Source organism: Streptomyces sp. NPDC058683, assembly GCF_042716195.1.
Classification (GTDB): Bacteria; Actinomycetota; Actinomycetes; order Streptomycetales; family Streptomycetaceae; genus Streptomyces.
Genome location: NZ_JBHXSK010000082.1, coordinates 1 through 26,091, shown reverse-complemented (window position 1 = coordinate 26,091; position 26,091 = coordinate 1). Strand labels below are relative to the sequence as shown.

The window sequence follows — 26,091 nt, the reverse complement described above, 5'->3', positions numbered from 1 at the left end:
GGCGCCGCCCGGCCGGCGGCACCTCCGCGGGGTGTTCACCCGCAATGACGAGGCACGTTTCACGGCGGCCGCATCCGGCGACAGGCGGCGCCAGCGTCCCACCAGGCCCCTTTTACCGGTCTAGACCAATAATGATCCGATGGGGCGTCAACTTGCCTTTTCCGCAGGCCACACCAGATCCACGCGCCGTTGACGCACCCGGACAGCCGCTGATAGACACACTCATCACCCCACTGGCGTCACCAGGTGAGAACCCGGCCCTGAAGTCCGAGCAAGCCGTCCCTGTGCGAGCGATGACGCGAGGTCACGATCCATGAGCCCACAAGCCCAGCACAGCGCAAGGCGTTCACACCCGAGAAGCCCACGCCCCCGTACGCCCCGGCTCGTGGCAGCCGCCGGCGCCCTCACCCTGACGGTCTGGGCGGCCCTCGCGACCCCGCTCAACCCGGCGCCCCAGCAGGCCGAGGCCGCCCAGGGCGACAAGGTGCTCACCGTCGCGGTCGCCCAGAGCGTCGACTCGCTGAGCCCCTTCCTGGCGGTGCGTCTGCTCAGCACCAGCCTCCAGCGGCTGATGTACGAGTACCTCACCGACTACGACCCCGGGGACGCCCACCCGATTCCCGGTCTGGCCACCAAGTGGTCCGCGTCCGCCGACAAGCTCACCTGGACGTACACGATCCGCTCCGACGCGAAGTGGTCGGACGGGCAGAAGGTGACCGCCGAAGACGCGGCATGGACGTTCGACAAGCTGATGACGGACCAGGCGGCCGCCACCGCGAACGGCAACTTCGTCACCAACTTCCGCAGGGTGACGGCCCCGAGCCCCACCAAGCTGGTCATCGAACTGAAGAAGCCGCAGGCCACGATGACCGCCCTGGACGTGCCGATCGTGCCCGAGCACATCTGGAAGGACGTCTCGGACTTCTCGAAGTTCAACAACGACGGCAAGTTCCCCGTCGTCGGCGACGGGCCGTTCGTCCTCACCGACTACAAGGCGGACAGCTACGTCCGGCTCAAGGCCAACAAGGACTTCTGGCGCGGCGCCCCCAAGTTCGACGAGCTGGTCTTCAAGTACTACAAGGACCAGGACGCCGCCGTGGCCGCCCTGCGCAAGGGCGAGGTCTCCTTCGTCGCGGGCGCCCCGGCCCTGACGCCGGCTCAGGCGTCCTCCCTCCAGGGGCAGAAGGGCATCCACGTCAACGACGCCCCGGGCCGCCGCTTCTACGCCCTCGCCACCAACCCGGGCGCACAGGCGAAGAACGGCCAGAAGTTCGGCGACGGCGACCCCTCCCTGCTCGACGAACGGGTGCGGCACGCACTGTTCCTGGCCGTGGACCGGAAAACCATCGTCGACAAGGTGTTCCAGGGACACGCGGTCGAAGGCCAGGGCTACCTCCCGCCGCGCTTCTCCACGTACTTCTGGAAGCCGTCGGCGAGCCAGGAACTCGCCTACGACCCCGCGAAGGCCGCCCAGCTCCTCGACCAGGCCGGCTACAAGAAGAACGCCGACGGCAAACGGGTCGGCAAGGACGGCAGGCCGCTGAACTACCGCGTCCTGTGCCACGCCACCGACCCCAACGACAAGGCCGTGGGCCAGTACCTCAAGGAGTGGTGGGCCGAGCTCGGAATCGGCACGACCCTCGACTGCCTGGACAACGTCACCGACCCCTGGCTCGCGGGCAAGTACGACCTGGCCTTCGACGGCTGGTCCGTCAACCCGGACCCGGACTACGTGCTGTCCATCCACACCTGCGCCGCCCTGCCCGCCACTCCGAAGGACACCGGCGCGACCGACAACTTCATCTGTGACAGGACGTACGACGACCTGTACGCCAAGCAGCTCGCCGAGTACGACTCCGCCGAACGGGCCACTCTCGTCAAGCAGCTGGAGTCGCGGCTGTACGACCTGGGGTACATGAACGTCATGGCGTACCCGAACGCCGTCGAGGCCTACCGCACCGACCAGATCAAGTCGATCGAGACGATGCCCAAGGCCGCCGGCAACATCTACGGCCAGGACGGCTACTGGAGCTGGTGGTCGGCGGTGCCGGCGGACTCCGGCAGCTCCTCCGGGGGCAGTTCGACCGGGGTCGTCGTCGGTATCGTCGCGGGTGTCGTGGTCCTCGCCGGCGCCGGAGCGTTCTTCGCGCGGCGGCGGCGCGCCACCGCCGACGACCGCGAGTAGGCCATGCAGCCGACCGCTCGCGACGCGGTGTCCGCGTCGCCCGACACGGACGCCGTACCGGTTCCGGACGGTCCGGCGGCCCGCGGACCGCGGGCGCGCACGGCCGCCGCGTATCTGCGCTACGGGGCGGCCAAGGCGGGCGGTGCCGCCGTCTCGCTGCTCGCCGTCCTCGTCACCGGCTTCTTCCTCTTCCGGCTGATCCCCGGCGACCCGGTCAAGACCATGACGGGCGGCCGTCCGGTCTCGGCCGGGCAACTGGCCGAGTACCGGAAGGAGTTCGGGCTCGACCTGCCGGTGTGGGAGCAGTTCACGGACTACTGCCGCAAGGCGCTCACCGGCGACCTGGGCACGTCGTACCAGTTCCGCGCCCCGGTCGTCGACAAGATCGGCGAGGCGCTGCCGAACACGCTGCTGCTGACCGGCACGGCCTTCGTGCTCTACACCGCGCTCGGCATGTTCCTCGGCACCCGCTCGGCATGGCGGCACGGCCGGCTCGGCGACCGGCTCAACACCGGCCTGGCGCTGGTCCTGTACTCCGTACCGTCGTTCTGGCTCGGCCTGCTGGCGATCATCGTGTTCGGCGTGGGCCTCGGCCCGGTCCCCGGGCTGTTCCCGACCGGCGGCATGGAAACGGGGGGCAAGGAGGGCTTCGCCTACGTCCTCGACGTCGCCCACCATCTCGTCCTGCCGGTGCTCACCCTCGTCGCGGTCGAGTACGGGCAGACGCTGCTGGTCACCCGCTCGGCACTGCTCGACGAGATGGGCAGCGACTACCTCACGACCGCCCGCGCCAAGGGCCTGCGGGACGACCTGGTGCGCCGCCGGCACGCGGTACCGAACGCGCTGCTGCCCACGGTCACCCTGGTCTTCGTCAACCTCGGCCGGACCGTCGCGGGCGTCATCCTGGTGGAGACCGTCTTCTCCTGGCCGGGTCTCGGCGGACTCTTCTACCAGGCCCTGAGCGTGCCCGACCTGCCCCTGGTGCAGGGGCTGTTCCTCTTCTTCGCCTCGGCGGTGATCATCATGAACACTCTGGCCGACCTGGTCTATCCGCTGCTCGACCCCCGGGTGGGCCGATGACGGCCGAGGCCACCCCGCCGGCTCCGGAGACCGGGGCTCCCGAGACCGGGACTCCCGGGGCCGGGGCTCCAGGGGCCGCCGGACCGCACGCGCTGGCCTGGCAGCGCCGCCGCCGCTCCGCCGTACGGTTCTGGCGGCAGTACCGTACCCACCGCGCCGGGCTGGTCGGCCTGACCGCGCTCCTCCTGTTCGCCCTGGTGGCGCTGACCGCGCCGCTGACGGTCGGCTCCGGCGTGGCCGGGGTGACCACCGCGCCGGGCGGTCCGCTGGAGGCGCCGAGCGGTGAGTTCCCGCTGGGCACCGACCGGTTCGGGCGTGATCTGCTGGGCCTGGTGGTGTGGGGGTCGCGGATCTCGCTCCTGGTCGGACTGCTGGCGGCGGTACTGTCGGTGGTGATCGGTACGCTCGTCGGCGTCACCTCCGGGCACTTCCGGGGGGCGTACGCGACCGTGCTGATGCGGATCACGGACTGGTTCCTGGTGATGCCGGCGCTGGTGCTCGCCATCGCGCTGGCCACCGTGATGTCCCGGTCGCTGGGCACGGTGATCCTCGCCATCGGCGTCACCTCCTGGCCGACGACGGCCCGGCTGGTGCGCGCGCAGACGCTCGCGGTGGAGTCCCGGCCGTACATCGAACGGGCCAGGGCGCTCGGCGGCGGCCACTGGCACGTCATGACCCGGCATGTACTGCCCAACGTGATGCCGCTGGTCCTCGCCCAGACCACCCTGATGATCTCCTCGTCCGTCCTCGCCGAGGCGACGCTGGCCTTCCTCGGCCTCGGCGATCCGACGGTCATCTCGTGGGGCGGGCTGTTGCAGGACGCGCGGGAGGCGGGGGCGGTCAGCGCCGGGGACTGGTGGTACCTGGTGCCGCCGGGCATCGCGATCGCGGCGGTCGCACTGGCGTTCACGCTGTGCGGGCGCGCGGTGGAGTCCGTCCTCAACCCCAGGCTGGGGGTGGCCCGTTGACGCTGCTGGAGGTCCGGAACCTGGAAGTGACCTACCCCGGCGGAGCGGTCGCGGTGCGGGGCGTGGACCTGTCGCTGGCGGCGGGGCGGAAGCTCGGCGTCGCGGGCGAGTCGGGCTGCGGCAAGTCCACGCTGGCCCTCGCGCTGCTCAGGCTGCTGCCGGCCGGGACACGGGTGTCCGGGGAGGTCGTGCTGAACGGCGAGGACGTGCTGGCCATGCGCTGGGGGCAGGTACGGGCCGTGCGCTGGGCGGGCGCCTCGATCGTCTTCCAGGGGGCGATGCACTCGCTCAATCCGGTGCACCGCGTCGGCGACCAGATCGCCGAGCCGATCCTGCTGCACCGCAGGGCGACGGCGGCCGCGGCCCGCAGACGGACCGGCGAACTGCTGGACCACGTGGGCCTGCCGGCGTCCCGCGCCTCCGCGTACCCGCACGAGCTCTCCGGCGGGCAGCGCCAGCGGGTGATGATCGCCATGGCGCTGGCCTGCGACCCGCAGCTGATCATCGCGGACGAGCCGACCACGGCCCTGGACGTGATGATCCAGGCGCAGATCCTGCGGCTGATCGAACAGCTCGTGGCGGAGCAGGACGTGGGCCTGATCATGATCAGCCACGATCTGGCGGTGCTCGCCGACACCTGCGACCGGCTCATGGTGATGTACGCGGGCCGCGTCGTCGAGGAGGGCCCCGCCCGCCACGTCCACGAGGACGCCCGGCACCCGTACGCCAGGGCGCTGTCCGCGGCGTTCCCGCGCATCGGCGACCCCGCCTCCCGGTTCGCCCCGCGCGGCCTGGCCGGTGACCCGCCCGACCCGTCCGCGCTGCCCTCCGGCTGCGCGTTCCATCCGCGCTGTCCGGTGGCACTGGACCGGTGTGCCACGCAGGACCAGGTGCTGCGGGACGCCGAGCCGGGCCGCCGGGCCGCCTGTGTGCACGTGGCGGCCGCAGCGCCCGGAGCAACCACCGCGGCCGAGGACACGAGGAGCGCCTCATGACGACGACACCCCCGCCGCTGCTCAGCGCCCAGGGGCTCCACGTGGCCTTCCCCGGACGCCACGGCGCCCCGGAGGCCCGGGCCGTGGACGGCGTCGAACTGGACATCCGGGCCGGGGAGATCGTGGCGCTGGTCGGCGAGTCCGGCTGCGGCAAGACGACGCTGGCGCGCTCGCTGCTCGGCCTGGTGACGCCCACCGCGGGACGGATCTCCTTCGCCGGGAAGCCCCTGGCGTACTCCTCGCGGGCGCTGAAGGCGTACCGCAGGCGGGTGCAGCTGGTGCTGCAGGATCCGACCGGCTCGCTGAATCCCCGGCACACGGTGTACGACGCCGTGGCCGAGGGGCTGCGGATCCACGGCCGTACGGGAAACGAGCGGGCGGCGGTCGCCGAGGCACTCGGCCACGCGGGACTGCGTCCACCGGAACGCTTCTTCCTGCGCTACCCGCACGAGCTCTCCGGAGGGCAGCGCCAGCGCGTGGTGATCGCGGGCGCGCTGGTCCTCGAACCCGAACTGATCGTCGCCGACGAACCGGTGGCCTCCCTCGACGCCTCCGTGCGCGGCGAGATCCTCGCCCTGCTGCTGCGGCTGCGCGCCGAACTGGGCCTGGCCGCGCTGGTGGTCACCCATGACCTCGGTCTGGCCTGGAACATCGCCGACCGGGTCGCGGTGATGTACCTGGGCCGGATCGTGGAGACGGGCGACGTCGAACAGGTCCTCACGGCTCCCCGGCACCCTTACACCCAGGCGCTGCTGTCGGTGCTGCCCGAGGCGCCGGGCGAGCGCGTGGTGCTGACCGGCGAACCCCCCGACCCCTCCCGCATCCCCGCGGGCTGCCGTTTCCACGTCCGCTGCCAGATCCTGGCCGGCGGCGAGGCGGACCGCGCGGGCGTCGCGGACGCCTGCCGGAGCCAGGACCTGGACGTGCTGGACGGAGCGGGCGGCGCACAGGTGGCATGCCACTGGGCCCGGACCCGCATCACGGCGTGAGACCGGGCAACGACCCGTCCCCGGCGACCAGCTCCACCTCGAAGCCGTCGGTGTTCACGAGATAGGCCGCGTAGTGCTGCGGGCCGCCGGCGTGCGGGTAGCGGTCGGTGAACAGCGGCGACCAGCCGTGCGCGGGCGCGGTGTCCGCCAGTTCGTCGACCTGTGCGGGCGGTCCGGCGTGGAACGCGAGGTGGTTGAGACCGGGACGCATCCGGTCGTGCGCGCCGGAACGCATCGCGGGCGACTGCTCGACGACGAGGTAGGCCGCGCCCATGCGCCAGCTGCGGCCGTGCTCCCACTCCTGGTACGGGCGGTAGCCGAGCCGGCCCAGGAGCCAGCCCCATTCGCCGGCGGCACGGGACAGGTCGGGGACCCACAGCTCGACGTGGTGCAGCATCCGGACCCTCTCTCCTCAGGACATGCCGGTTCCCGGTACCCCTGAAGGAGGTACCGGGAACCGGGGTGGTGGTGCCGGGGCGTCAGGCCGCGTGGACGATGTCCTTCTCCTCGGCGAAGTGGCAGGCCGACTCGTGGGCCGCCGGGGTGTCCGAGGTCTTGAAGCGCTCGGGGATCGCCAGCAGCGGGACCTCCTGGGCGCACTTGTCCTCGGCCTTCCAGCACCGGGTGCGGAAGCGGCAGCCGGACGGCGGGTTGGCCGGAGAGGGCACGTCGCCGGTGAGGATGATCCGCTCGCGCTGCTCACGGTCCTGCGGATCGGGCACGGGCACGGCCGACAGGAGCGCCTGGGTGTAGGGGTGCGTCGGGTGCTCGTAGATCTGCTCGTCGGTGCCGATCTCGGCGAGCTTGCCGAGGTACATGACCCCGACCCGGTCCGAGATGTGCCGGACGATCGACAGGTCGTGGGCGATGAAGATGTAGGAGAGGTTGAACTCGTCCTGCAGCCCCTCCATCAGGTTGATGACCTGTGCCTGGACCGACACGTCGAGGGCGGAGACCGGCTCGTCGCAGATGATGATCTCCGGGTTGAGCGCCAGGCCGCGCGCGATGCCGATGCGCTGCCGCTGTCCGCCGGAGAACTGGTGCGGGTACCGGTTGATGTACTCGGGGTTGAGACCCACGACGTCCAGCAGTTCCTTGACCCGCTTGCGCCGGTCGCCCTTGGGGGCCACCTCGGGGTGGATGTCGTAGGGCTCGCCGATGATGTCGCCGACCGTCATCCGGGGGTTGAGCGAGGTGTACGGGTCCTGGAAGATCATCTGGATGTTCCGGCGGACGGCCTTGAGCGCCTTGCCGGAGAGCCTGGTGATGTCCTGGCCCTTGTAGAAGATCTCGCCGGCCGTGGCCTGCTCCAGGTTCATCAGGAGCTTGGCCACCGTCGACTTGCCGCAGCCGGACTCGCCCACGACGCCCAGGGTCTCGCCCTGGTACAGGTCGAAGGAGACGCCGTCGACGGCCTTCACCGCGCCGATCTGCCGCTTGAAGAGGATGCCCTGCGTCAGCGGGAAGTGCTTGACGAGGTTGCGCACCTGCAGGATCGGTTCGCCCCGGTCCACCGGAGACTCCAGGGCGGCGACCGCCTCGTCCTCGGTGTGCACGTCCGCGACCTCGACGTCGGAGACGTTGGGCGTCGCGTCCGTCGGCTCGTCGGTCTTGGTCGACTCAGCCATGGATCGTCTCCTTCCAGAAGTGGCACGCGCTGGCGCGGCCCGGCAGTTCCGTGCCGTCGGGCTCGGTCACCGGGACCAGCTGCGGACGGTCGGTCCGGCAGATGTCCTGTGCCTTGTCACAGCGCGGGTTGAAGGCACAACCGCTCGGCACCCTGAGCAGGTTGGGCGGCAGGCCCTTGATCGCGTAGAGCTCCTGGCCCTTCTGGTCCAGGCGCGGGATGGAGTCGAGCAGACCGCGGGTGTAGGGGTGCGCGGGACGCTTGTACAGCTCGTGCACCGGCGCCGTCTCCACGATCCGGCCCGCGTACATCACGGCGATCTTGTCGGCCACGTCCGCCACGACACCGAGGTCGTGGGTGATGAGGATCAGGCCCATCTGGTACTCGCGCTGCAGCTCCGCGAGCAGGTCCATCACCTGGGCCTGGACCGTCACGTCGAGGGCCGTGGTCGGCTCGTCGGCGATGATCAGGTCCGGCTCCAGGGCGAGCGCCATCGCGATCATGATGCGCTGGCGCATACCGCCGGAGAACTGGTGCGGGTAGTCGTTCACCCGGGCCGCGGCGGCCGGGATCTTCACCCGGTCCATCAGCTCGATGGCCTTGGCCTTGGCCGCCTTGCGGGACATGCCCTGGTGGACGCGGAACATCTCACCGAGCTGGTATCCCACGCTGAGCACGGGGTTGAGCGCGGAGAGCGCGTCCTGGAAGATCATCGCGATCCGGGCGCCGCGCAGCTTGCGCCGCTCCTCGTGGGACATGGTGAGCATGTCCTGGCCGTAGAAGCGGATCTCCCCCTTGGGGATGCGGGCCGGCGGCATGTCCAGGATGCCCATGATCGCCTGCGCGGTCACGGACTTGCCGGAGCCGGACTCGCCGAGCACGGCGAGGGTCTCCCCCGAGTTCACGGAGTAGTTGACGCCGTTGACGGCGCGGACCACGCCCTCGCGGGTCTGGAATTCGACGTGCAGGTCGCGCACCTCGAGCAGCGGGCCGGTTCGCTCCGGGTCGCCGGGACGGGGAGCCGGGACGGCGTCCGTCGGGTCGATGATGGTCACGTACGCCTCCCTCAGCGCATCTTGGGGTCGAAGGCGTCGCGGACCACGTCGCCGAGCACGATGAACGCGAGCACGGTGATGCTCAGCGCACCTGCCGGGAACAGCAGCGCGTGCGGGTTGGTCAGGAACCGGTCCTGGGCGTCGCTGATCATGACACCCCAGGAGATGTTCGGGTACTGGATGCCGATGCCCAGGTAGGACAGGGCGGCCTCGGCGGCGATGTAGACACCGAGGTTCATGGTGGTGATGACGATGACGGGGGCGAGCGTGTTCGGCAGGATGTGCCGGAACGCAATCCGCTTCGAGTCGGCGCCCAACGCGCGGGCGGCCATCACGTAGTCGTTGTACTTGTTCCCGATGACCTCGCCGCGCATGATCCTGAAGACCTGGGGCCAGCCGAGGATCGCCATGATGAACGACACCGACCACACGTCGCCGCCGCCCCAGATGGACATGATCAGCAGGCCGCCGATGAGGAGCGGGAGCGCCGAGAAGACCTCGGTGATCCGGGACAGCAGCGCGTCGATCCAGCCGCCGAGCAGACCGGACAGCATGCCCAGCAGACCGCCGATCAGGGTGGTGGCCACGGTCGTCACCACACCGACGACGATCGAGTTGCGGGTGCCGTACACGGTCCGCGTGTAGATGTCACAGCCCTGGACGTCGTAGCCGAACAGGTGCCCGGACGACGGTCCGCTCATGGAGTTCTGCAGCTGGCAGAAACCGTCCGAGAACGGGGAACGGCCGGTGAACAGGCTGGGCGCGATCGCCAGGGCGAGCAGGCACACGATGATGAGGGCCGTCACGATGAACAAGGGCCGCTTGCGGAGGTCCGCCCAGCCGTCCTTGAGCAGGCTCGCCTGACGAGCCGCGGCCTTCTCCTCGGCCTCGATCTCCTTGGCGATGGCGGCCTCGTCGGTGGTGGGCCTCTCTATCGTCTTCTCACTCATAACGGATCCTCGGGTCGAGCACGGCGTACAGCAGGTCTACGAGGAGGTTGGCGACCAGGTAGATCAGGACCAGCAGGGTCACCAGACCGACGACGACCGGCCGCTCGCGCAGATAGAGGGACTGGGCCAGCTGACCACCGATACCGGGCATGTTGAACACACGCTCGGTGATGATCGCGCCACCCATGAGGGCACCGAGGTCGAAGCCCAGGAAGGTGACCACGGGGATCAGGGAGTTGCGCAGCGCGTGCACGCCGATGACCCGCCGCTGCGGCAGACCCTTGGCGACCGCCGTACGGACGTAGTCCGCGCGGATCGACTCCGTCATGCTCGTCCGCACCAGGCGCGAGATGTAGGCCATCGAGGTCGAGGCGAGCACGATGGCGGGCAGGATGAAGCTCTGCGGCCAGCCCTTCTCGATACCGGCGACCGGCGTGATCTTCAGGTTCACGCCGAACTCCAGCTGAAGCACGCTGCCGAGCACGAAGACCGGGATGGAGATCAGGACGAGCGTCGAGATCAGCACGACGTTGTCGATGAACTTGCCCTTCTTCAGGGCGGAGAAGATACCCGCGAGGATGCCGATGACAGCCTCGATGGCGAACGCCGTCAGACCCAGCTTCAGGGTGACGGGGAACCGCTCGGAGACGATGTCCGAGATGGCACGGCCGTTGTACGTCTCACCGAGGTCACCGGTGAAGACGCCGCTGATGTAGTGCCAGTACTGCTGGTAGAGCGGTTCGTTCAGGTGGTAGTGCGCACGAAGGATCGCCGCGATGTTGGGGTCGGCGCGCTTGTCGCCGGCCAGTGCCTGGATCGGGTCGCCGGGCAGAGCGAAGACCAGGCAGAAGATGATGAACGTGACGCCTATCACCACAGGGATCACCTGCAGGAGGCGGCGCACGACGTATCGGCCCATGGGTACTCCAGAGGGGGGTGCTCGGCCCGACCGCGGCCGGGGGGATCGGCACGGTCGGACGGAAGACGGCAGCAGGAGTGAGCAGGGGAAGGCTATTCCTCCCCCTGCTCACCCCGTACCGCTCTGTGTCAGAACTGCTGGAACCCGGTCAGCTGAGCTTGACCGTGTCCCACAGGATCTGGTGACCGGCGACCTTCATCGACTTGATCTTGTCGCTGAAGCCGGCGTTCATGGTGTAGAAGTACACCGGGATGTACGGCATGTCCTTGAGCAGGACGTCGTCCGCCGCCTGGTACTTCTTGACGGCTTCCTCGTGCGTCGCGGCCTGGTCGCCCTGGACGAGGAGCTTCTCGAAGTCCTCGTTGACGTAACCGGCGTAGTTCGAGCCGTTGGTGATGGCGTCCTTGGAGAAGATCGGACGGAGGTAGTCCTCCATGTCCGGGTAGTCCATGCTCCAGCCCATACGGAACGCGCCCTGGTACTTCTTGGCGTCCAGGTCGTTCAGGATGGTCTGGAACTGCTCGAACGGCTTGGCCGTGACCTTGATGCCCAGGTTCTGCTGGATCTGGTTCGCGACCGCCTCGACCCACTCCTTGTGGCCGCCGTCCGCGTTGTAACCGATCTCCAGCGTGTTGCCGGGCAGGCCGCCGCTCTTCTTGTAGAGCGACTTGGCCTCGGTCGGGTTCAGCGTGCAGGCGTCGCCGCAGGCACCCTTGCGGTAGCCGTCGATGATCGGGCTGATGTAGTCGTCCGCGGGCGTACGGGCACCGAGGAAGATCTTGTCCGCGATCGTCTTGCGGTCGATCGACATGGAGATGGCCTTGCGGAGGTCCGCGTTCTGGAAGGCCTTGTTGTACTTGATCGGGAAACCGATGTAACCGACGGCCGAGTCGGCCTCGTCGATGTAACGGCCCGGCAGGTCCTTGTGGTACGTCGGCAGACCCGAGGTGGGGATCGTCAGCAGGCTGTCGAGGTTGCCGGCGACGAGGTCCTTGTAGGCGGTGTCCAGGTTCGAGTAGACCTTGAAGTTGACACCCTTGACCTCGATCTTCGAGGCGTCCGGGTACTTGTCGTACTTCGTGGTGTCGATCTCTTCGTTGTGCTTGAACGTGCCCTTCATCTTGAAGGGGCCGTTGCCGATCGGAGCCTCGCCGAAGCCCTTCGGGTCCTTGAAGAACGCCTTGGGCAGCGGGACGAACGCGGTGAAGGACAGCTGCGACGGGAACGCCGAGAACGCACCGGTCAGGGTGACCTGGAGGGTGCTGTCGTCGATCGCCTTCAGACCGGACAGCTTGTCGGTCTTGGGCGTCTTGCCCTCGCCCGGGTTCAGGTCCGCGTAGCCCTGGATGTGGCTGAACAGCGGGTTGGTCTGCTGCGCGTTGGTCTGGTTGGCGCCGTAGTTCCAGGCGTCGATGAAGGACTGGGCGGTGACCTTCTCACCATTGTGGAACGTGTAGCCCGACTTGAGCTTGATCGTCCAGACCTTGTTGTCCTTGGACTCGATCGACTGCGCCATGGCGTCGACGACCTTGTTGTCGGCGTCGAGCTTGGTCAGACCCGTGAAGAGGGCGTTGATGACCTGGCCGCCCTCGGTCTCGTACGTGTTGGTGGGAACCAGGCTGTTCTGCGGCTCGCCGATTTCCACCGACACGACGCCGTTGCCCTTGCCGCTGCCGGAGCTGCCGTCGTCCCCCCCGCCGCCGCAGGCCGTCGCACCCAGCGCCACAACGGCGGCTATCGCAACCCACTTGGCGCTCTTGGCACCACGCATGGGGCTCCTCCTCATGAGTCCATTGATTCACCGCAGAAGGAAGCACACGACACTTCGCCGTCACCGGCGCCTGAAACCGTGAGGTGTACTCCCCGCGCTCGCAGGTCAGCGCCACCCAGCGCATGACCCGTAGATCCGAGCTCTACGCGCCTAACTATCTGCCATGCGCCATGACCGAACCACACTCATAAGGTCTCGGTTCGATCACACCTGATGCGAACATCTTCCAAAATCCGGACAAAGGGTTTGCAGAAAGATCCCTGCGAAACGGACTTGTTACACACCTATCGGGCCTGAATGTTCGTTTACCGAACTCAAGTCGGGTGAAAATCCAGTTGCAGAATCCCGGAAAGTGCGCTTGGACACAGACGGGGCGCATGCTGCCAGCAGCGTAGTGCCGTGCGGTCCCCCCTTACGGATCCACGACGAGAATTAGGGTTTTCCCTACCTCCCGCTCAACACGAAGCCGGGCACCCCGCAATGCGGAGTGCCCGGCTTCCTGCTGGAACGGCGTGCGTCAGCCGTGCTTGGCGCGGCTGGCGGTGCGACCGCGCTCCTTCTGGTCCAGGACGACCTTGCGGATACGCACGGCCTCCGGGGTCACCTCGACGCACTCGTCGTCACGGCAGAACTCCAGCGACTGCTCCAGGGAGAGCTTGCGCGGCGGGACGATCGCCTCGAACGTGTCGGCCGACGACGACCGCATGTTCGTGAGCTTCTTCTCCTTGGTGATGTTCACGTCCATGTCGTCGGAGCGCGAGTTCTCGCCGACGATCATGCCCTCGTACACCTCGGTGCCGGGGTCGGTGAACAGCACACCGCGCTCCTGGAGGTTCGTCATCGCGAAGGCGGTGACGGCGCCGGAGCGGTCGGCGACCAGCGAGCCGTTGTTACGCGTGGTCAGCGGGCCGAACCACGGCTCGTGGCCCTCGTGGATGGAGTGGGCGATGCCCGTGCCGCGCGTGCCGGTCAGGAACTCGGTCCGGAAGCCGATGAGGCCGCGGGACGGGACGACGAACTCCAGGCGGACCCAGCCGGAGCCGTGGTTCGACATGTTGTCCATACGGCCCTTGCGGACGCCCATGAGCTGCGTGACCGCGCCCATGTGCTCCTCGGGCACGTCGATCGTCATGCGCTCGACCGGCTCGTGCACCTTGCCGTCGACGAGCTGGGTGACCACCTGGGGCTTGCCGATGGTCAGCTCGAAGCCCTCGCGGCGCATCTGCTCGACCAGGATGGCGAGCGCCAGCTCACCACGGCCCTGGACCTCCCAGGCGTCCGGACGGTCGGTGTCGAGCACGCGGAGCGAGACGTTGCCGACCAGTTCGCGGTCGAGGCGGTCCTTGACCTGGCGGGCGGTGACCTTGCGGTCCTTGACCGCGGCCTTGTTGTCGGCGCCCTTGCCGGTGCCGCCGCGGCCGACCAGCGGCGAGGTGTTGGTGCCGATGGTCATCGAGATCGCGGGCTCGTCGACCGTGATCAGCGGCAGCGGGATCGGGTTCTCGGGGTCGGCGAGGGTCTCGCCGATCATGATGTCCGGGATGCCGGCGACCGCGCAGATGTCACCCGGTCCCGCCATCTCGGCGGGCTTGCGGGTGAGCGCCTCGGTCATCAGCAGCTCGGTGATGCGGACGTTGGACATCGTGCCGTCGCGCTTGATCCACGTGACGGTCTGGCCCTTGCGCAGCTCGCCCTGCTCGACCCGGAGCAGCGCGATACGGCCGAGGAAGTTGTCCGCGTCCAGGTTGGTGACGTGCGCCTGGAGCGGGGCCGCCACGTCGTACTCGGGAGCCGGGACGTGGGACAGGATCGTGGAGAAGAACGGCTCCAGGCTGTCGCTGTCGGCCGGGACGGTGCCGTCCTCCGGCTTGGTCAGCGAGGCCACACCGTCACGCGCGCACGCGTAGACGATCGGGAACTCGATCTGGTCCTCGTCGGCGTCGAGGTCGAGGAAGAGGTCGTAGGCCTCGTTGACGACCTCGTCGATGCGCGAGTCGGGGCGGTCCGTCTTGTTGATGCACAGGATGACGGGCAGCTTGGCCTGGAGCGCCTTGCGCAGCACGAAGCGGGTCTGGGGCAGCGGGCCTTCGGAGGCGTCGACGAGCAGCACCACCGCGTCCACCATCGACAGACCGCGCTCGACCTCGCCGCCGAAGTCGGCGTGGCCCGGGGTGTCGATGATGTTGATGGTGACGACCTCGCCACCGTCCTTCGGGTGGTACTTCACGGCCGTGTTCTTGGCCAGGATCGTGATGCCCTTCTCACGCTCCAGGTCGTTGGAGTCCATCATGCGGTCGTCGAGCGACTCGGCGGCGTGCGCGGCGAAGGCACCGGCCTGCTTCAGCATGGCGTCGACGAGGGTCGTCTTGCCGTGGTCGACGTGGGCGACGATGGCGACGTTGCGGATGTCGTGGCGCGTGGCCATGGTGCGGCGTACTCCCGGAGTATGAGGAAGGGGCTTGCGCGTACATCGGTGTCCGCGCACCCTGCCGGGCTGAACACGCCACGGCCTCACCCCATGGTACGGGGTGAGGCCGTGGCGGCATCCCGGGGCCGTGGGTGCGGGCCCGGGAGGGGGTCGGTCAGGCGCCCTTCGTGGCGGCCGAGCCGGTTTCGCAGGAGAGCCGGGCGGCCTGCCGGGCGATCCGCGCATCCATCGTCTCGCCGCAGTCGAGGACTCCGCTCAGGTCGACAGTCCAGCTCCGCGCGTGCCCGGTGGTGGTCCGGCCGTCCGGGCAGGAGTAGCGGAAGTCGCCCGTCACCTCCCGCACCCCGTCGTAGGTCACGTAGTCTCCGGCGCCGTCGAGTCTGACAGCGCCGTTGTCCAGGGCCGGGGCCTTGGCGTGCACGTCGGTGAAGGCGTGGGTGGTGCCGCTGTCGTCGTCCGCCAGGGTGCGGGCCGTGGAGTCGATCTCACCGATCTTCTTGCCCAGCGAGAAGAGAACCTCGGCCGGCGAGAGCGCCGGACCCTGGGTCCGCACCGAGGGCCGCGGGGTGTACACGCGTTCCAGCGGGTTCCTCAGCGCGCCGCCGCCGGCACCCAGCCGTTCGTTCTCGGAGACCCCCGTCAGCCGGTCCGACTTCTTGACCGCGGACCAGCTGAACGTGCCGTCTCCGCACGCCTTCGCGGCCGCCGTACCGGTTCCGCTCGCGCCCCCGCCCGGACGGCCGTCCCCGCCGCCGGTGCCGCCGGTGCAGGCCGTCAGGCCCGCTGCCAGCACCAGCGAGGCCAGTCCTGTCGCCCAGATCCGTTGTCCGTCACCGCGCATACGTCCGCTCCATGTCCCCCGTGCGGGAGCGATCGGCGCCCACAGCACCGACCGCTGTCCCCGTGATCCTGCGGGTGCCGAACGTATGGCGGCAAGCAATTTGAGTAACGCCTGAGCTACGGCGCCGGTCAGCCGGCCGGTGACGCACTCGCCGACGGCTTCGCGCCCTTCTTCAGGAACCCCATGTCCTGGTAGACCGGCGTCTGGAAACCGAACGCGCCTACGTTCACCAGCCCCTTCCTGGCCCCCACGATCTGCGGCCGCTGGTACAGCGGCAGCGACCCGGCCGACGCCCAGATCCGCGAGTCCGCCTTCCGCAGCAGCCCGTCCGCCTCGTCCTCGTCCAGCGCCCCGAGCGCCTGGTCGAAGAGCTGGTCCACCTGGTCGGTGCCCACCCTCGTGTAGTTCTGCTCCACGTTCAGCGACCCGTCGGCGGCCGGCACCGGCTTCGCGTAGATCGGCCGCGCGTCCGTCGCCGGGAACGCGGACGACGGCCACGAGTACAGCGCGAGGTCGTACTGCCCGGAGGCGATGTGGTCCTTGAAGTAGCTCTCGTCGGAGACCTTGGTGATCTCGGTCTGGATGCCGACCGCCGCCAGCATCTGCCGGATCCGCTCGGCGACGTCCTGGAGCGTCTGCGACCCCGGCCCCGACGGCAGCACGAACCGCAGGCTCAGCGCCTTGCCGTCCTTGGCCAGCGGTGCGGCCGCGGCCTGCGCCCCCTTGGGCACGGCCGTGCCCTTCGGCGCGTATGCCCCGGGCGCCCCGTGGGCGTGGTCCTTCTGGTGGTCGCGGGTGTCCTTGTCGTCGGGGGTGTCGGGGCTCTTGTCGTCCTCCCCGACGATGAACTGCCCGTCGTCCCCGTCGCCGGAGTCGTCGCCCTTGCCGCCCTTCTCACCCTTCTCGGACTTACCTGTCTTGTCACCGTTCCCGCTCTGCGCGCCGGCCGCCTTGTCCCCGGCCTTGATCGGCCCGCCGGCCACCCATCCCGCGTCGGCGAGCAGCGCCTGCGCCTCGTGGGTGTCGAGGCCGCCGATCGACCCGCTGCTGTCGGCGTAGGCGGCCTGCCCGGACAGGGCGAGGTGGCTGCCGACCGGCACGGCGGGGAGCCCCAGCGGGGTCAGCACCAGCTTGGCGAGTGTCTGGCGGTCGAGGGCGCGTGCGACGGCCCGGCGCACCCGCTCGTCGGCGAGGGGGCCCTCGGAGCCGTTCAGGGCGAGCTGGGTGAAGGCGGGCTCCAGGGACTTGCGGACCTCGAACGCGCGCAGCTCCTGCTGCTGCTCCAGCCACTTGGAGATGGTCTTGCGGAGCTTCTTCGGCCCCTTGGGCAGCCGCTCCTCGTCCATGCCGAGGGTGAGCGCCCAGGAACGCAGCTTCCTCGCGGAGGTCTTCCCGGCGCCCTGCAACGGCGTGCCGGTGCCCTTGTCCCGTCCGGCGATGATGATCCGCTGGGCCTCGGAGGCGTCGATGTCGGCGACGTCGACCGTGCCGGCGGCGAGCGCGGTGGCCCGCTTCTCCCGGTCCACGGCGTGCAGGTCGATCTCGTCGAGCTTGGCCGGGCGGCCCCACCAGCGCGGGTTGCGGGTGAGGACCACGTCCTTCTTCGCGGTGTCGACCTTGTCGACCCTGAAGGGTCCCGCGGTGACCGTGAGCTTCCGGCGGGCGCCGTCGTTGAAGGCGTCCGGGGTGCCCATGACCTCCTTGGGATAGAGCGGCGAGAACAGCGACTTCCAGTCGGCGTAGGGCCGCTCGAAGGTGACCCGGACCTCCAGGTCGTTGGCGCCGCGCTCGATCTTGCCGATGCGGTCGTAGCCGGCGTTGCGGGCGGTCCAGTAGGCGGAGTCCTTGCCGGACAGGGCGCGCCACTGGGCGGCGAAGTCGGCGGCGCCGATCTCCCGGCCGTCGCTCCAGACGGCCTGCTGGTTGAGCTTGTAGAGGACGACCTGGCGCGGCTCGGTCTCGATGACCTTCGCGGACTCCAGGTAGTCGGGGTCACGGACCGGGCGGCCGGTGGCGTCGATGGTGAACATCGACGGCAGGACCGCCTGGGCGACCCGGGTGGTGCCCGCGTCGGCGTCGGCCTGGAAGGTGTTGAGGGTCTCCGGTACGGCGTCCACGGCCCACTTCAGGGCGCCGCCCTCGGCGACCGAGTCACGGGCGACCGCCGCGATGTCCTGTCCGGCCAGCGGCTTGCTGCCCTCGTCGTCGGAGCCGCAGCCCGCGAGGAAGGGCACCGCGAGCACGCCCGCGGTCAGGAACGTGACGGAACGCATGACCGCACTGCGGCCAGGCCTGGGTCCGACGCCGTGGTGGGACATCTCTGCTACCTCCGGGAGGCCCGGTGACACGGGTGGGGTCTGTTCACATTTGGGGGTATTTTGGAGTTGATCACATGTACGTCAGAAGTACGGACCCCACTGAAATGGACGGGGTCCGTCGGCCGGGGACGACACGGCGGCGAGGACTGCCAAAGGCCACCCGTGCGGCGCAACGCCCACCCGGGCAGCGCACCGGGCGGCACCCCTCGCGGCGGCGCCCGTTCCCGGCGCACACAGAGCGCGTGCGGGCGTGCGACGGAGGCGCGCAATCCGCCAATCGCTGCACATGCCTTCACACCGGTAGGTGTGACGCGCAACACTCGCAGGCGCATGAACGTTGCCGCCTTGGACGGTGAAGTCCGCGGAAGTGAGGTCACGTCATGTCCGTGCACGACGACCTGACATCAGTACAACGGTGCCTGGACGACCTGAACCGGTCCGTCGGCCGCCTGGAGCAGCAGCTCGGGAGCGGCGGACTGGAGATGCGCCGCGTCCGTACCGACGCCGATCACCTGCGCGAGAGCGTGGCGCTGCTGCGGGAGACGGCCCACGCCGGCACCCCGAGCAAGCGCCCCGAGCTCGTCACCATCTCCGACGACCCCTACGACATCAACCTGTGGACGGACACGGACGACGAGGGTCTCGGCGCCCGCGACCGGCGCGCACCGTAGGAGGCGTGACCGGCACCCGCCGGCAGGCGCGCTGCCCGCAGGCCCCGACCCCCGAACCGACCGGAGTCATCCATTGGCCACTGGTACGGAACCACATCCGAAGAGCGGCGGCGTACGCACCGGTACGCGCGCCGCGATCTCCGCCCCGCACCTGCGGACCGACCGCTGGTGGCTGGCACCCGCCGTCACCGCGGCCGGTCTGTTCGCGTTCGTCGTGTACTCGACCTGGCGCGCCTTCGCCAACGCGGACTACTACTCGGCGCCGTACGTCTCGCCGTTCTACTCGCCCTGTCTGGCCGAGAACTGCAAGAACATGCCGTCCGGCCCGAACGCCGACCTCTTCGGCAGCTGGTGGGCGATCTCCCCGGCGATCATCATCCTGATCTTCCCGCTGGGCTTCCGCCTGACCTGCTACTACTACCGCAAGGCGTACTACCGCAGCTTCTGGGCGTCCCCGCCCGCCTGCGCGGTGGCCGAGCCGCACGCGAAGTACAGCGGTGAGACCCGCTTCCCGCTGATCCTGCAGAACGTCCACCGGTACTTCTTCTACTTCGCCCTGCTGGTCGCCGGCGTACTGACCTACGACACGGTCCTGTCCTTCCGGGACACGCACGAGAACTGGGGCCACATGGGCCTCGGCACCGTGGTCTTCCTGGTCAACATCGTGCTGATCTGGGCGTACACCCTGTCCTGCCACTCCTGCCGGCACATCGTCGGCGGCAAGCTCAAGCACTTCTCCAAACACCCCGTGCGCTACAAGGCGTGGCAGTTCGTCGGCCGGCTCAACGACCGGCACATGCAGCTCGCCTGGGCGTCGTTGGTGAGCGTGGCGCTCGCCGACTTCTACGTCTTTCTCGTCGCGTCCGGCGCCTTCGACGATCCGAGGTTTTTCTGATGCCCGTGGTGGACCGGCAGGAGTGGGACGTCGTCGTGGTCGGGGCCGGCGGGGCCGGGCTGCGCGCCGCGATCGAGGCACGCGAGCGGGGTGCCCGTACGGCGGTGATCTGCAAGTCGCTGTTCGGCAAGGCGCACACGGTGATGGCCGAGGGCGGTATCGCGGCGGCCATGGCCAATGTCAACGAGCACGACAACTGGCAGGTCCACTTCCGCGACACCCTGCGCGGCGGCAAGTTCCTCAACCAGTGGCGGATGGCCGAACTGCACGCCACGGAGGCCCCGGACCGGGTCTGGGAACTGGAGACCTGGGGCGCCCTGTTCGACCGTACGAAGGACGGCAAGATCTCCCAGCGCAACTTCGGCGGCCACGAGTACCCGCGCCTGGCGCATGTCGGGGACCGCACCGGTCTTGAGCTGATCCGGACCCTGCAGCAGAAGATCGTCTCGCTCCAGCAGGAGGACAAGAAGGAGACCGGCGACTACGAGTCCCGCCTGAAGGTCTTCCAGGAGTGCACGGTCACCCGGATCCTGAAGGACGGCCGCCGGGTGTCGGGGGTCTTCGCGTACGACCGGGAGAGCGGCCGTTTCTTCGTCCTCGAAGCGCCCTCCGTCGTCGTCGCGACCGGGGGCATCGGCAAGTCCTTCAAGGTGACGTCGAACTCGTGGGAGTACACCGGCGACGGGCACGCGCTCGCCTTGCTCGCCGGGGCGCCCCTGCTCAACATGGAGTTCGTGCAGTTCCACCCGACGGGCATGGTCTGGCCGCCGTCGGTGAAGGGGATCCTGGTCACGGAGTCGGTGCGCGGCGACGGAGGGGTGCTGCGCAACTCCGAGGGCAAGCGGTTCATGTTCGACTACGTCCCGGACGTCTTCAAGGAGAAGTACGCCGAGTCCGAGGAGGAGGGCGACCGCTGGTACGAGGACCCGGACCACAACCGGCGTCCCCCGGAACTGCTCCCCCGCGACGAGGTCGCCCGTGCGATCAACTCCGAGGTGAAGGCGGGCCGCGGCTCCCCGCACGGCGGGGTCTTCCTGGACGTGTCGACGCGGATGCCGGCCGAGGTGATCCGGCGCCGGCTGCCCTCCATGTACCACCAGTTCAAGGAGCTGGCGGACGTCGACATCACGGCGGAGGCGATGGAGGTCGGGCCGACCTGCCACTACGTGATGGGCGGGGTCGCGGTGGACTCCGACACGGCGGCGGCGCGCGGGGTACCCGGGCTGTTCGCGGCCGGTGAGGTGGCCGGCGGTATGCACGGCTCCAACCGGCTCGGCGGCAACTCCCTGTCCGACCTGCTGGTGTTCGGGCGCCGGGCGGGCTGGCACGCGGCCGACCACGCGGCTGACCTCGGCGCCCGGCCGGCGGTGGACGACGAGCAGATCGACGCGGCGGCGGCCGAGGCACTGCGGCCCTTCTCGGCCGAGAGCCAGGAACCGGACTCCGGCCCGCCGGAGAACCCGTACACCCTCCACCAGGAGCTCCAGCAGTCCATGAACGACCTGGTCGGCATCATCCGCCGGGAGGGCGAGATGGAGCAGGCCCTGGAACGGCTCGCCGCGCTGCGGGTCCGGGCCCGCCGGGCCGGGGTGGAGGGGCACCGCCAGTTCAACCCGGGCTGGCATCTCGCCCTGGACCTGCGGAACATGCTGCTGGTCAGCGAGTGCGTGGCCCGGGCGGCCCTGGAGCGCACCGAGTCGCGCGGCGGCCACACCCGCGAGGACCATCCGGCGATGGACCGCGACTGGCGCCGGATCAACCTGCTCTGTGAACTGGCCGACCCCACGGTCGGGCCGGCGGCCGCCGACCCGGCGCGCGGCCAGATCGCCCTCACCCGCGAGACCACCGACCCCATCCGCGCCGACCTGCTCGCCCTCTTCGAGAAGGAGGAGCTGGTCAAGTACCTCGCCGAAGAGGAGCTGTACGAATGAGCGGCTACACGGCCCACTTCAGGGTGTGGCGAGGCGACGTCGAGGGCGGCGGCCTGGAGGACTTCAAGGTCGAGGTGAACGAGGGCGAGGTGGTCCTGGACATCATCCACCGCATCCAGGCCACCCAGGCCTCCGACCTGGCGGTCCGCTGGAACTGCAAGGCGGGCAAGTGCGGTTCGTGCTCGGCGGAGATCAACGGCCGTCCGCGCCTGATGTGCATGACCCGGATGTCCGTCTTCGAACGGGACGAGACCCTCACGGTCACCCCGCTGCGCGCGTTCCCGGTGATCCGCGACCTGGTCACGGACGTCGGCTTCAACTACCAGAAGGCCAGGGAGGTGCCGTCGTTCGTACCGCCGGCCGGAGTGGGTCCCGGCGAGTACCGGATGTTCCAGGAGGACGTGGACCGGTCGCAGGAGTTCCGCAAGTGCATCGAGTGCTTCCTGTGCCAGGACACCTGCCATGTCGTCCGCGACCACGAGGAGAACAAGACGGCGTTCGCCGGGCCGCGTTTCCTGATGCGGGTCGCGGAGCTGGACATGCACCCGCTGGACGCGGCCGACGCGTCCGGCCTGGACCGCAAGCGCACGGCCCAGGACGAACACGGTCTCGGCTACTGCAACATCACCAAGTGCTGCACGGAGGTGTGCCCCGAGGGCATCCACATCACCGACAACGCGCTGATCCCCCTGAAGGAGCGGGCCGTGGACCGCAAGTACGACCCGCTGGTGTGGCTCGGCTCGAAGATCAGGAGGCGCCCCGCAGGAGGCTGAGCGCCTGCCGGAGGTTGAACTCGGCGATGTCCCGCATCGGTTCGCGCTCCGGGAAGTCGCCGTCCAGCAGCCTGAGCGGCCCGGCGACGAGGTTGAGGTGCATCGCGAGCCGGTACAGCTCCATGCGGTCCTCGTCGAGGTCGGCGGTGCGCAGCACGTCGTAGGCGGGCCCGAAGCGCAGCTGGAGGAAGACGTGCTCCCATTCGGCGTCGAAGTACATCAGGCCTTCGATGTCGATGAGCGCGGGATCGCCCTCCTCGGTCACCAGGACGTGGTCCGGGCCGAGTTCGCCGTGCACGAGGGAGACGTGGTCGCGCGGCTCGATCACGTCGTACAGCTCCCGGACCCGCTCCGACAGCGCCTGGCGGACCTCCCGCACCCGGGAGTCCCGTTCGGCCACCTCCGCGATGTCGTGCAGGGCCCGGTCCGCGACGACCTGCTCGCAGGAGCTGCCGAGCGGCTTGCCGCCCTCCTCCACCAGGGCGGCCTTGCCGTACCCCGGGGACACGCACTCCCGGAGCACGCCGAGCGTCCCGGCCAGCCGGGCCAGCGGCACCCGGGCCGCGCCGGGGTCGCTGCGCAGCAGCACCTCCAGGCTGCCGCCGCGCACGTCCTCGACGACCGCCGCGTACGAGGACAGGTACTCGGCCTCCTCGTCGGCGAACAGCAGCCGCGGGGTGCGCACCCCGAGTTCGGTCAGCCGGTCGTGGGCCGACAGGAAGAGGCCGAGCCCGGAGGCGTGGGCGAAGGGGTCGCGGATGTCGGCGTCGGCGGGGCCCCAGTAGTCCTCCTCCGGGGACCAGACGTAGGCGATCGCCGACCTGCCGTTGTCGAGGGCGAGCCGGTAGACGCCTTTCTTGGAGCCACCGCGCAGCCGGGTGACGGCGGCGGGGGCACGGCCGAGGGCCTCGCGGGCGAGCGGCGCGAGGTCGTCACGGGTGAGGTGGGCACGAGCGGTTGTCATGACGTACGAACCCAGTCCTTCCGATAAGAGGTCCAGTCATCCTCGGTGGCGGCGAAGTCGACGTACAGGGCGACGCCGAAGTTAGCGCGATCCGCGTCCGTGCGGGACAGTCCCAGCCGAACCCCTCGCACGGCCGCCGGCACGGTCTCCGCGTGCGCCCAGTGGCCGAAGCGGTTCTCGTGGTAGAAGGGCAGACCCATGAGGAGGTCGGTGTCTGCCGGGGTGACCTCCAGCGCAAGGCTGGTCTGCTGCGCGACGTACCCGCCGTACAGGCTCTGCAGGGGCTGCATGGTGTCGTACGACATCACCGCGATCTGGTCCACCCGGCGGGCGACTTGCCCGAAATACTCCTGTGACCACCATTTGGGATGACCGGTGACGGTACCCCAGAAGGAGTGAAAAGCGGGGAGCGGGTCGATCTGGTGTGCGGCGACGGAGAGCAGCGGGGTCACCGGCCGCAGCGCGTCGAGGAGAGCCAGGTAGTTCCGGTCACCGGAGTGCAGGGGCTCCAGGTCGAAGTGGACCCCGTCGAAGCCGGCCGCGATCACCTGCCGGGTCGACGCGACGACGGCGGCACGCGTCCGCGCCTTCTCCAGGTGCATGGCGTACGGCTTCTCGGGCGCGATCTCGTCCCCGAGCCAGGCCTGGACGCGGACGCCGGGAAGTTTTCGATGCACGGCCGTTATCAGCCAACGGGCCTTGGGATAGGCCGTTCTGGGCAGCGTGCCGTTGTGTTCCAGTGGTCCGGCATGGACGTAGAGGTCGCGTATGCCGGTGTCCGCGAGCCGGGCGGCGAGGGCGGTGACGTCGGCGTCGCTCTTACGGCCGTCGACCCAGGCGTGCCCGAGCCAGAGGGCGTCCTTGTCCCGGGTGCGGGTGCCGGACTTCGGGTCGCCGGTGTAGTTGACGCGGAGGGCGGTCTCGGCGATGAGGAGCGGAAGGACCAGGAGCAGGACCGCGGCGAGCCCGATACGCCGGGCCCAGCGGACCCAGGAGGCTCTCTTCCGGACGGCGGGCGCCTCCGGCGCGCCCTCCCCCGTCCCCTCCCCCTCCGACTCTGATTCCGTTGCCATCGGTAGTCCCCCTGTTCTCGTCGTCCCCCGCCCGTCCCCGCCCCGGTCGCGAAGCCGACAGGCTGCCCATACGCTCCGAAATGTGACGTCATCCTTGATCCGGGGCCGTCCGAGGCACGCCGCCGGGCACATAGGCGTGCGGGTGGGGCATGCCGTGCTGGGCGGGGTGGCCGGAGCGGTCTGGCTGGTGTTGCCGGTGATGACGACCACCGCTCAAGATCCGGTTCCCGTGGCGGCGCGCGAGCCGGTCGCCGCGGCCCGGGCGGACGGGGCGTCGACCGCCGACTACGTCATGCCGCTGATCGCGGTGGCGGCCGCCGGTGCGCTGGGCGGCTACGGGTACGTGCGGCGGGTCCGGCGGTCCCGCTCGCGGACCACCCCCGGGATCGTCTCCGCCGCCCCGCCGACGCCGTCGCCGGTCGATGTCGAGCGGCAGGCGCGGGCCGCCCTGGTCCTGGCCGACGACTGCGTCCGCACCAGCCGGGAGGCGCTCGGGTACGTCGCCGGATGCGACTCCGCCGTAGCGGCGCTGCGGGCGGCCGGGACCGAGCTGTCGGCCGCGTTCGCGATATGGCGGCGGTACGAGGAGGGGATACCCGGGGACGACACCGGCCGGCGGCAGGCGCTGGTGGGGGTGGTGGGGCGGTGCGCGGAGGCGGGGCGGCAACTGGACGCGGCGGCGGAGGGGTTCGACGCCGGGTGGGGTGCGGGGGACGCGCTGGCGGTGGCCGAGGGGCGGTTCCGGGAACTGACCGCGCGCACGGGCGGGGTGGCGAGTGCGCTGACGGAGGCGGCCGAGCGGTACGGGAGCGGGGCCGTCGCCGCCGTGGTGGGGTACGTCGAACAGGCCAAGGACCGGCTGGTGTTCGCGACCGGACGGCTCAACCGGGCCCGCCAGGACGCCGATTCGGGCGACGGCGACGGGTTCCGGCGTGCCCTGCGTGCCGCGGAGGGGGCGGTGGCACAGGCCGGGGTGCTGCTGGACGGGGTGGCCCGGCTCACGGCGGAACTGCGGACGGCGGCGGGCCTGGTGCCGGCCGCGCTCACGGGCGCGGAGGCGGAACTGGCGGGCGTCCGGGTACCGGCCGCACCGTCGCGCCTGGCCCACGCCCACACCGTGCTGGCCGCCGTGCGGGAGGAGCTGACCGGTGGGCCCTACGACCCGCTGGACGCCCTGCGCCGGGTCGTACGGGCGGTGGAGGGGGCCGGGGGCGGGCGGTCCGGGGTGATCGCCGCCGGGGCGGACCTGGTGGCGCGGAGCGCGCTGGAGGCGGCGGACGACTTCGTCGGGGTGCATCGGGGGGCGGTGGGAGCGGAGGCACGGGCACAGCTGGCGGAGGCGCGGCGGGCCGCTCCCGCGGACGCCGACCGGCTGGCGCGGCGGGCCCGGGAGCTGGCCGGACAGGACGTACGGACGCACGGCAACCCCTACGCCGGGGAGGCGGCCCACGAGAGCGGGCTCACGGGTGCGGTGCTGGGGGGCGTGTTGTTGGGCGAGGAGGGGGACGGGGGGCCGGTGGTGGCGTTCGGCGGGCCGGAGACACGGACGCGGTTGCGCTAGCCGCGAGAGGCCGTCGGGCGTCCGCGGGTACGCGGGGGCCGTTCGCGCAGTTCCCCGCGCCCCTTTCAGGGGCGTCAGCCGTACCGCCCCTGAAAGG

The 26,091-nt window shown here is 70.0% G+C and carries 21 protein-coding genes; 10 read left to right on the top strand and 11 right to left on the bottom strand.

Features of this window, described 5'->3' with window-relative positions; genetic code table 11:
• The first annotated feature begins 313 nt into the window (after positions 1 to 313).
• From ACFWXC_RS49685 to ACFWXC_RS49665, 5 genes are read left to right on the top strand one after another with little or no spacing between them, the layout of a single operon-like run.
• Positions 314 to 2,185, top strand: a complete 1,872-nt coding sequence (locus ACFWXC_RS49685; protein WP_384490346.1) for an ABC transporter substrate-binding protein — start codon at positions 314 to 316, stop codon at positions 2,183 to 2,185.
• 3 nt (positions 2,186 to 2,188) lie between these two features.
• Positions 2,189 to 3,265 (top strand): ABC transporter permease, encoded by a 1,077-nt coding sequence (locus ACFWXC_RS49680; protein ID WP_384490344.1) that lies wholly within the window; start codon positions 2,189 to 2,191, stop codon positions 3,263 to 3,265.
• The gene (locus ACFWXC_RS49675; protein ID WP_384490342.1) at positions 3,262 to 4,233 is read left to right on the top strand and encodes an ABC transporter permease; all 972 of its coding nucleotides are present in this window, start codon (positions 3,262 to 3,264) and stop codon (positions 4,231 to 4,233) included. Before ACFWXC_RS49680 ends, ACFWXC_RS49675 begins: the two co-directional genes overlap by 4 nt.
• On the top strand, positions 4,230 to 5,228 hold the full coding sequence (locus ACFWXC_RS49670; RefSeq protein WP_384490340.1) for an ABC transporter ATP-binding protein: 999 nt from the start codon (positions 4,230 to 4,232) through the stop codon (positions 5,226 to 5,228). The genes ACFWXC_RS49675 and ACFWXC_RS49670 overlap by 4 nt, the downstream gene beginning before the upstream one ends.
• Positions 5,225 to 6,217: an oligopeptide/dipeptide ABC transporter ATP-binding protein gene (locus tag ACFWXC_RS49665; protein ID WP_384490338.1), complete on the top strand. Its 993-nt coding sequence runs from the start codon at positions 5,225 to 5,227 to the stop codon at positions 6,215 to 6,217. The genes ACFWXC_RS49670 and ACFWXC_RS49665 overlap by 4 nt, the downstream gene beginning before the upstream one ends.
• Here ACFWXC_RS49665 and ACFWXC_RS49660 read toward each other — a convergent pair.
• From ACFWXC_RS49660 to ACFWXC_RS49620, 9 genes are all read right to left on the bottom strand, one after another.
• A complete protein-coding gene (locus ACFWXC_RS49660) occupies positions 6,207 to 6,614 on the bottom strand; it encodes a VOC family protein (RefSeq protein WP_384490336.1) in 408 nt (135 codons plus the stop codon). The two genes, ACFWXC_RS49665 and ACFWXC_RS49660, sit on opposite strands and share 11 nt — an antisense overlap.
• Positions 6,615 to 6,696: 82 nt before the next feature.
• Entirely contained in the window at positions 6,697 to 7,845 is a 1,149-nt protein-coding gene (locus ACFWXC_RS49655; RefSeq protein WP_384490334.1) for an ABC transporter ATP-binding protein, read from the bottom strand.
• Complete coding sequence (locus ACFWXC_RS49650; protein ID WP_384490332.1) at positions 7,838 to 8,899, bottom strand: ABC transporter ATP-binding protein; 1,062 nt, start codon at positions 8,897 to 8,899, stop codon at positions 7,838 to 7,840. The genes ACFWXC_RS49655 and ACFWXC_RS49650 overlap by 8 nt, the downstream gene beginning before the upstream one ends.
• Before the next feature lie 11 nt (positions 8,900 to 8,910).
• A complete protein-coding gene (locus ACFWXC_RS49645) occupies positions 8,911 to 9,849 on the bottom strand; it encodes an ABC transporter permease (RefSeq protein ID WP_384490330.1) in 939 nt (312 codons plus the stop codon).
• The gene (locus ACFWXC_RS49640; protein WP_384490328.1) at positions 9,842 to 10,768 is read right to left on the bottom strand and encodes an ABC transporter permease; all 927 of its coding nucleotides are present in this window, start codon (positions 10,766 to 10,768) and stop codon (positions 9,842 to 9,844) included. Before ACFWXC_RS49640 ends, ACFWXC_RS49645 begins: the two co-directional genes overlap by 8 nt.
• Positions 10,769 to 10,916: 148 nt before the next feature.
• Positions 10,917 to 12,539 carry an ABC transporter substrate-binding protein gene (locus ACFWXC_RS49635; protein ID WP_384490326.1) on the bottom strand — a complete coding sequence of 541 codons (1,623 nt, stop codon included), beginning with the start codon at positions 12,537 to 12,539 and terminating at the stop codon, positions 10,917 to 10,919.
• A 517-nt stretch (positions 12,540 to 13,056) separates the two neighbouring features.
• On the bottom strand, positions 13,057 to 14,964 hold the full coding sequence (gene typA, locus ACFWXC_RS49630; protein WP_384490324.1) for a translational GTPase TypA: 1,908 nt from the start codon (positions 14,962 to 14,964) through the stop codon (positions 13,057 to 13,059).
• 157 nt (positions 14,965 to 15,121) lie between these two features.
• A complete protein-coding gene (locus ACFWXC_RS49625) occupies positions 15,122 to 15,808 on the bottom strand; it encodes a hypothetical protein (RefSeq protein ID WP_384490322.1) in 687 nt (228 codons plus the stop codon).
• A 128-nt stretch (positions 15,809 to 15,936) separates the two neighbouring features.
• Positions 15,937 to 18,126, bottom strand: coding sequence for an ABC transporter family substrate-binding protein (locus tag ACFWXC_RS49620; protein WP_384490320.1), 2,190 nt, complete (start codon positions 18,124 to 18,126; stop codon positions 15,937 to 15,939).
• A 380-nt stretch (positions 18,127 to 18,506) separates the two neighbouring features.
• On the opposite strand from ACFWXC_RS49620, the gene ACFWXC_RS49615 reads away from it, so the two are divergent.
• The 4 genes from ACFWXC_RS49615 to ACFWXC_RS49600 all read left to right on the top strand — a co-directional run bounded on the left by ACFWXC_RS49615 (position 18,507) and on the right by ACFWXC_RS49600 (position 22,396).
• Positions 18,507 to 18,797, top strand: a complete 291-nt coding sequence (locus ACFWXC_RS49615; protein WP_384490318.1) for a hypothetical protein — start codon at positions 18,507 to 18,509, stop codon at positions 18,795 to 18,797.
• A gap of 73 nt (positions 18,798 to 18,870) precedes the next feature.
• Positions 18,871 to 19,692: a hypothetical protein gene (locus ACFWXC_RS49610; RefSeq protein WP_384490316.1), complete on the top strand. Its 822-nt coding sequence runs from the start codon at positions 18,871 to 18,873 to the stop codon at positions 19,690 to 19,692.
• The gene (locus ACFWXC_RS49605) at positions 19,692 to 21,623 is read left to right on the top strand and encodes a fumarate reductase/succinate dehydrogenase flavoprotein subunit (protein WP_384490314.1); all 1,932 of its coding nucleotides are present in this window, start codon (positions 19,692 to 19,694) and stop codon (positions 21,621 to 21,623) included. The genes ACFWXC_RS49610 and ACFWXC_RS49605 overlap by 1 nt, the downstream gene beginning before the upstream one ends.
• The gene (locus ACFWXC_RS49600; protein WP_384490312.1) at positions 21,620 to 22,396 is read left to right on the top strand and encodes a succinate dehydrogenase/fumarate reductase iron-sulfur subunit; all 777 of its coding nucleotides are present in this window, start codon (positions 21,620 to 21,622) and stop codon (positions 22,394 to 22,396) included. The genes ACFWXC_RS49605 and ACFWXC_RS49600 overlap by 4 nt, the downstream gene beginning before the upstream one ends.
• Here the strand turns inward: ACFWXC_RS49600 and ACFWXC_RS49595 are convergent.
• Positions 22,371 to 23,360 carry a phosphotransferase family protein gene (locus ACFWXC_RS49595; protein WP_384490310.1) on the bottom strand — a complete coding sequence of 330 codons (990 nt, stop codon included), beginning with the start codon at positions 23,358 to 23,360 and terminating at the stop codon, positions 22,371 to 22,373. The genes ACFWXC_RS49600 and ACFWXC_RS49595 overlap by 26 nt on opposite strands.
• Positions 23,357 to 24,433: a hypothetical protein gene (locus ACFWXC_RS49590; RefSeq protein WP_384490308.1), complete on the bottom strand. Its 1,077-nt coding sequence runs from the start codon at positions 24,431 to 24,433 to the stop codon at positions 23,357 to 23,359. Before ACFWXC_RS49590 ends, ACFWXC_RS49595 begins: the two co-directional genes overlap by 4 nt.
• Before the next feature lie 82 nt (positions 24,434 to 24,515).
• On the opposite strand from ACFWXC_RS49590, the gene ACFWXC_RS49585 reads away from it, so the two are divergent.
• Complete coding sequence (locus ACFWXC_RS49585; RefSeq protein WP_384490306.1) at positions 24,516 to 25,994, top strand: hypothetical protein; 1,479 nt, start codon at positions 24,516 to 24,518, stop codon at positions 25,992 to 25,994.
• The last annotated feature ends 97 nt before the right edge of the window (positions 25,995 to 26,091 follow it).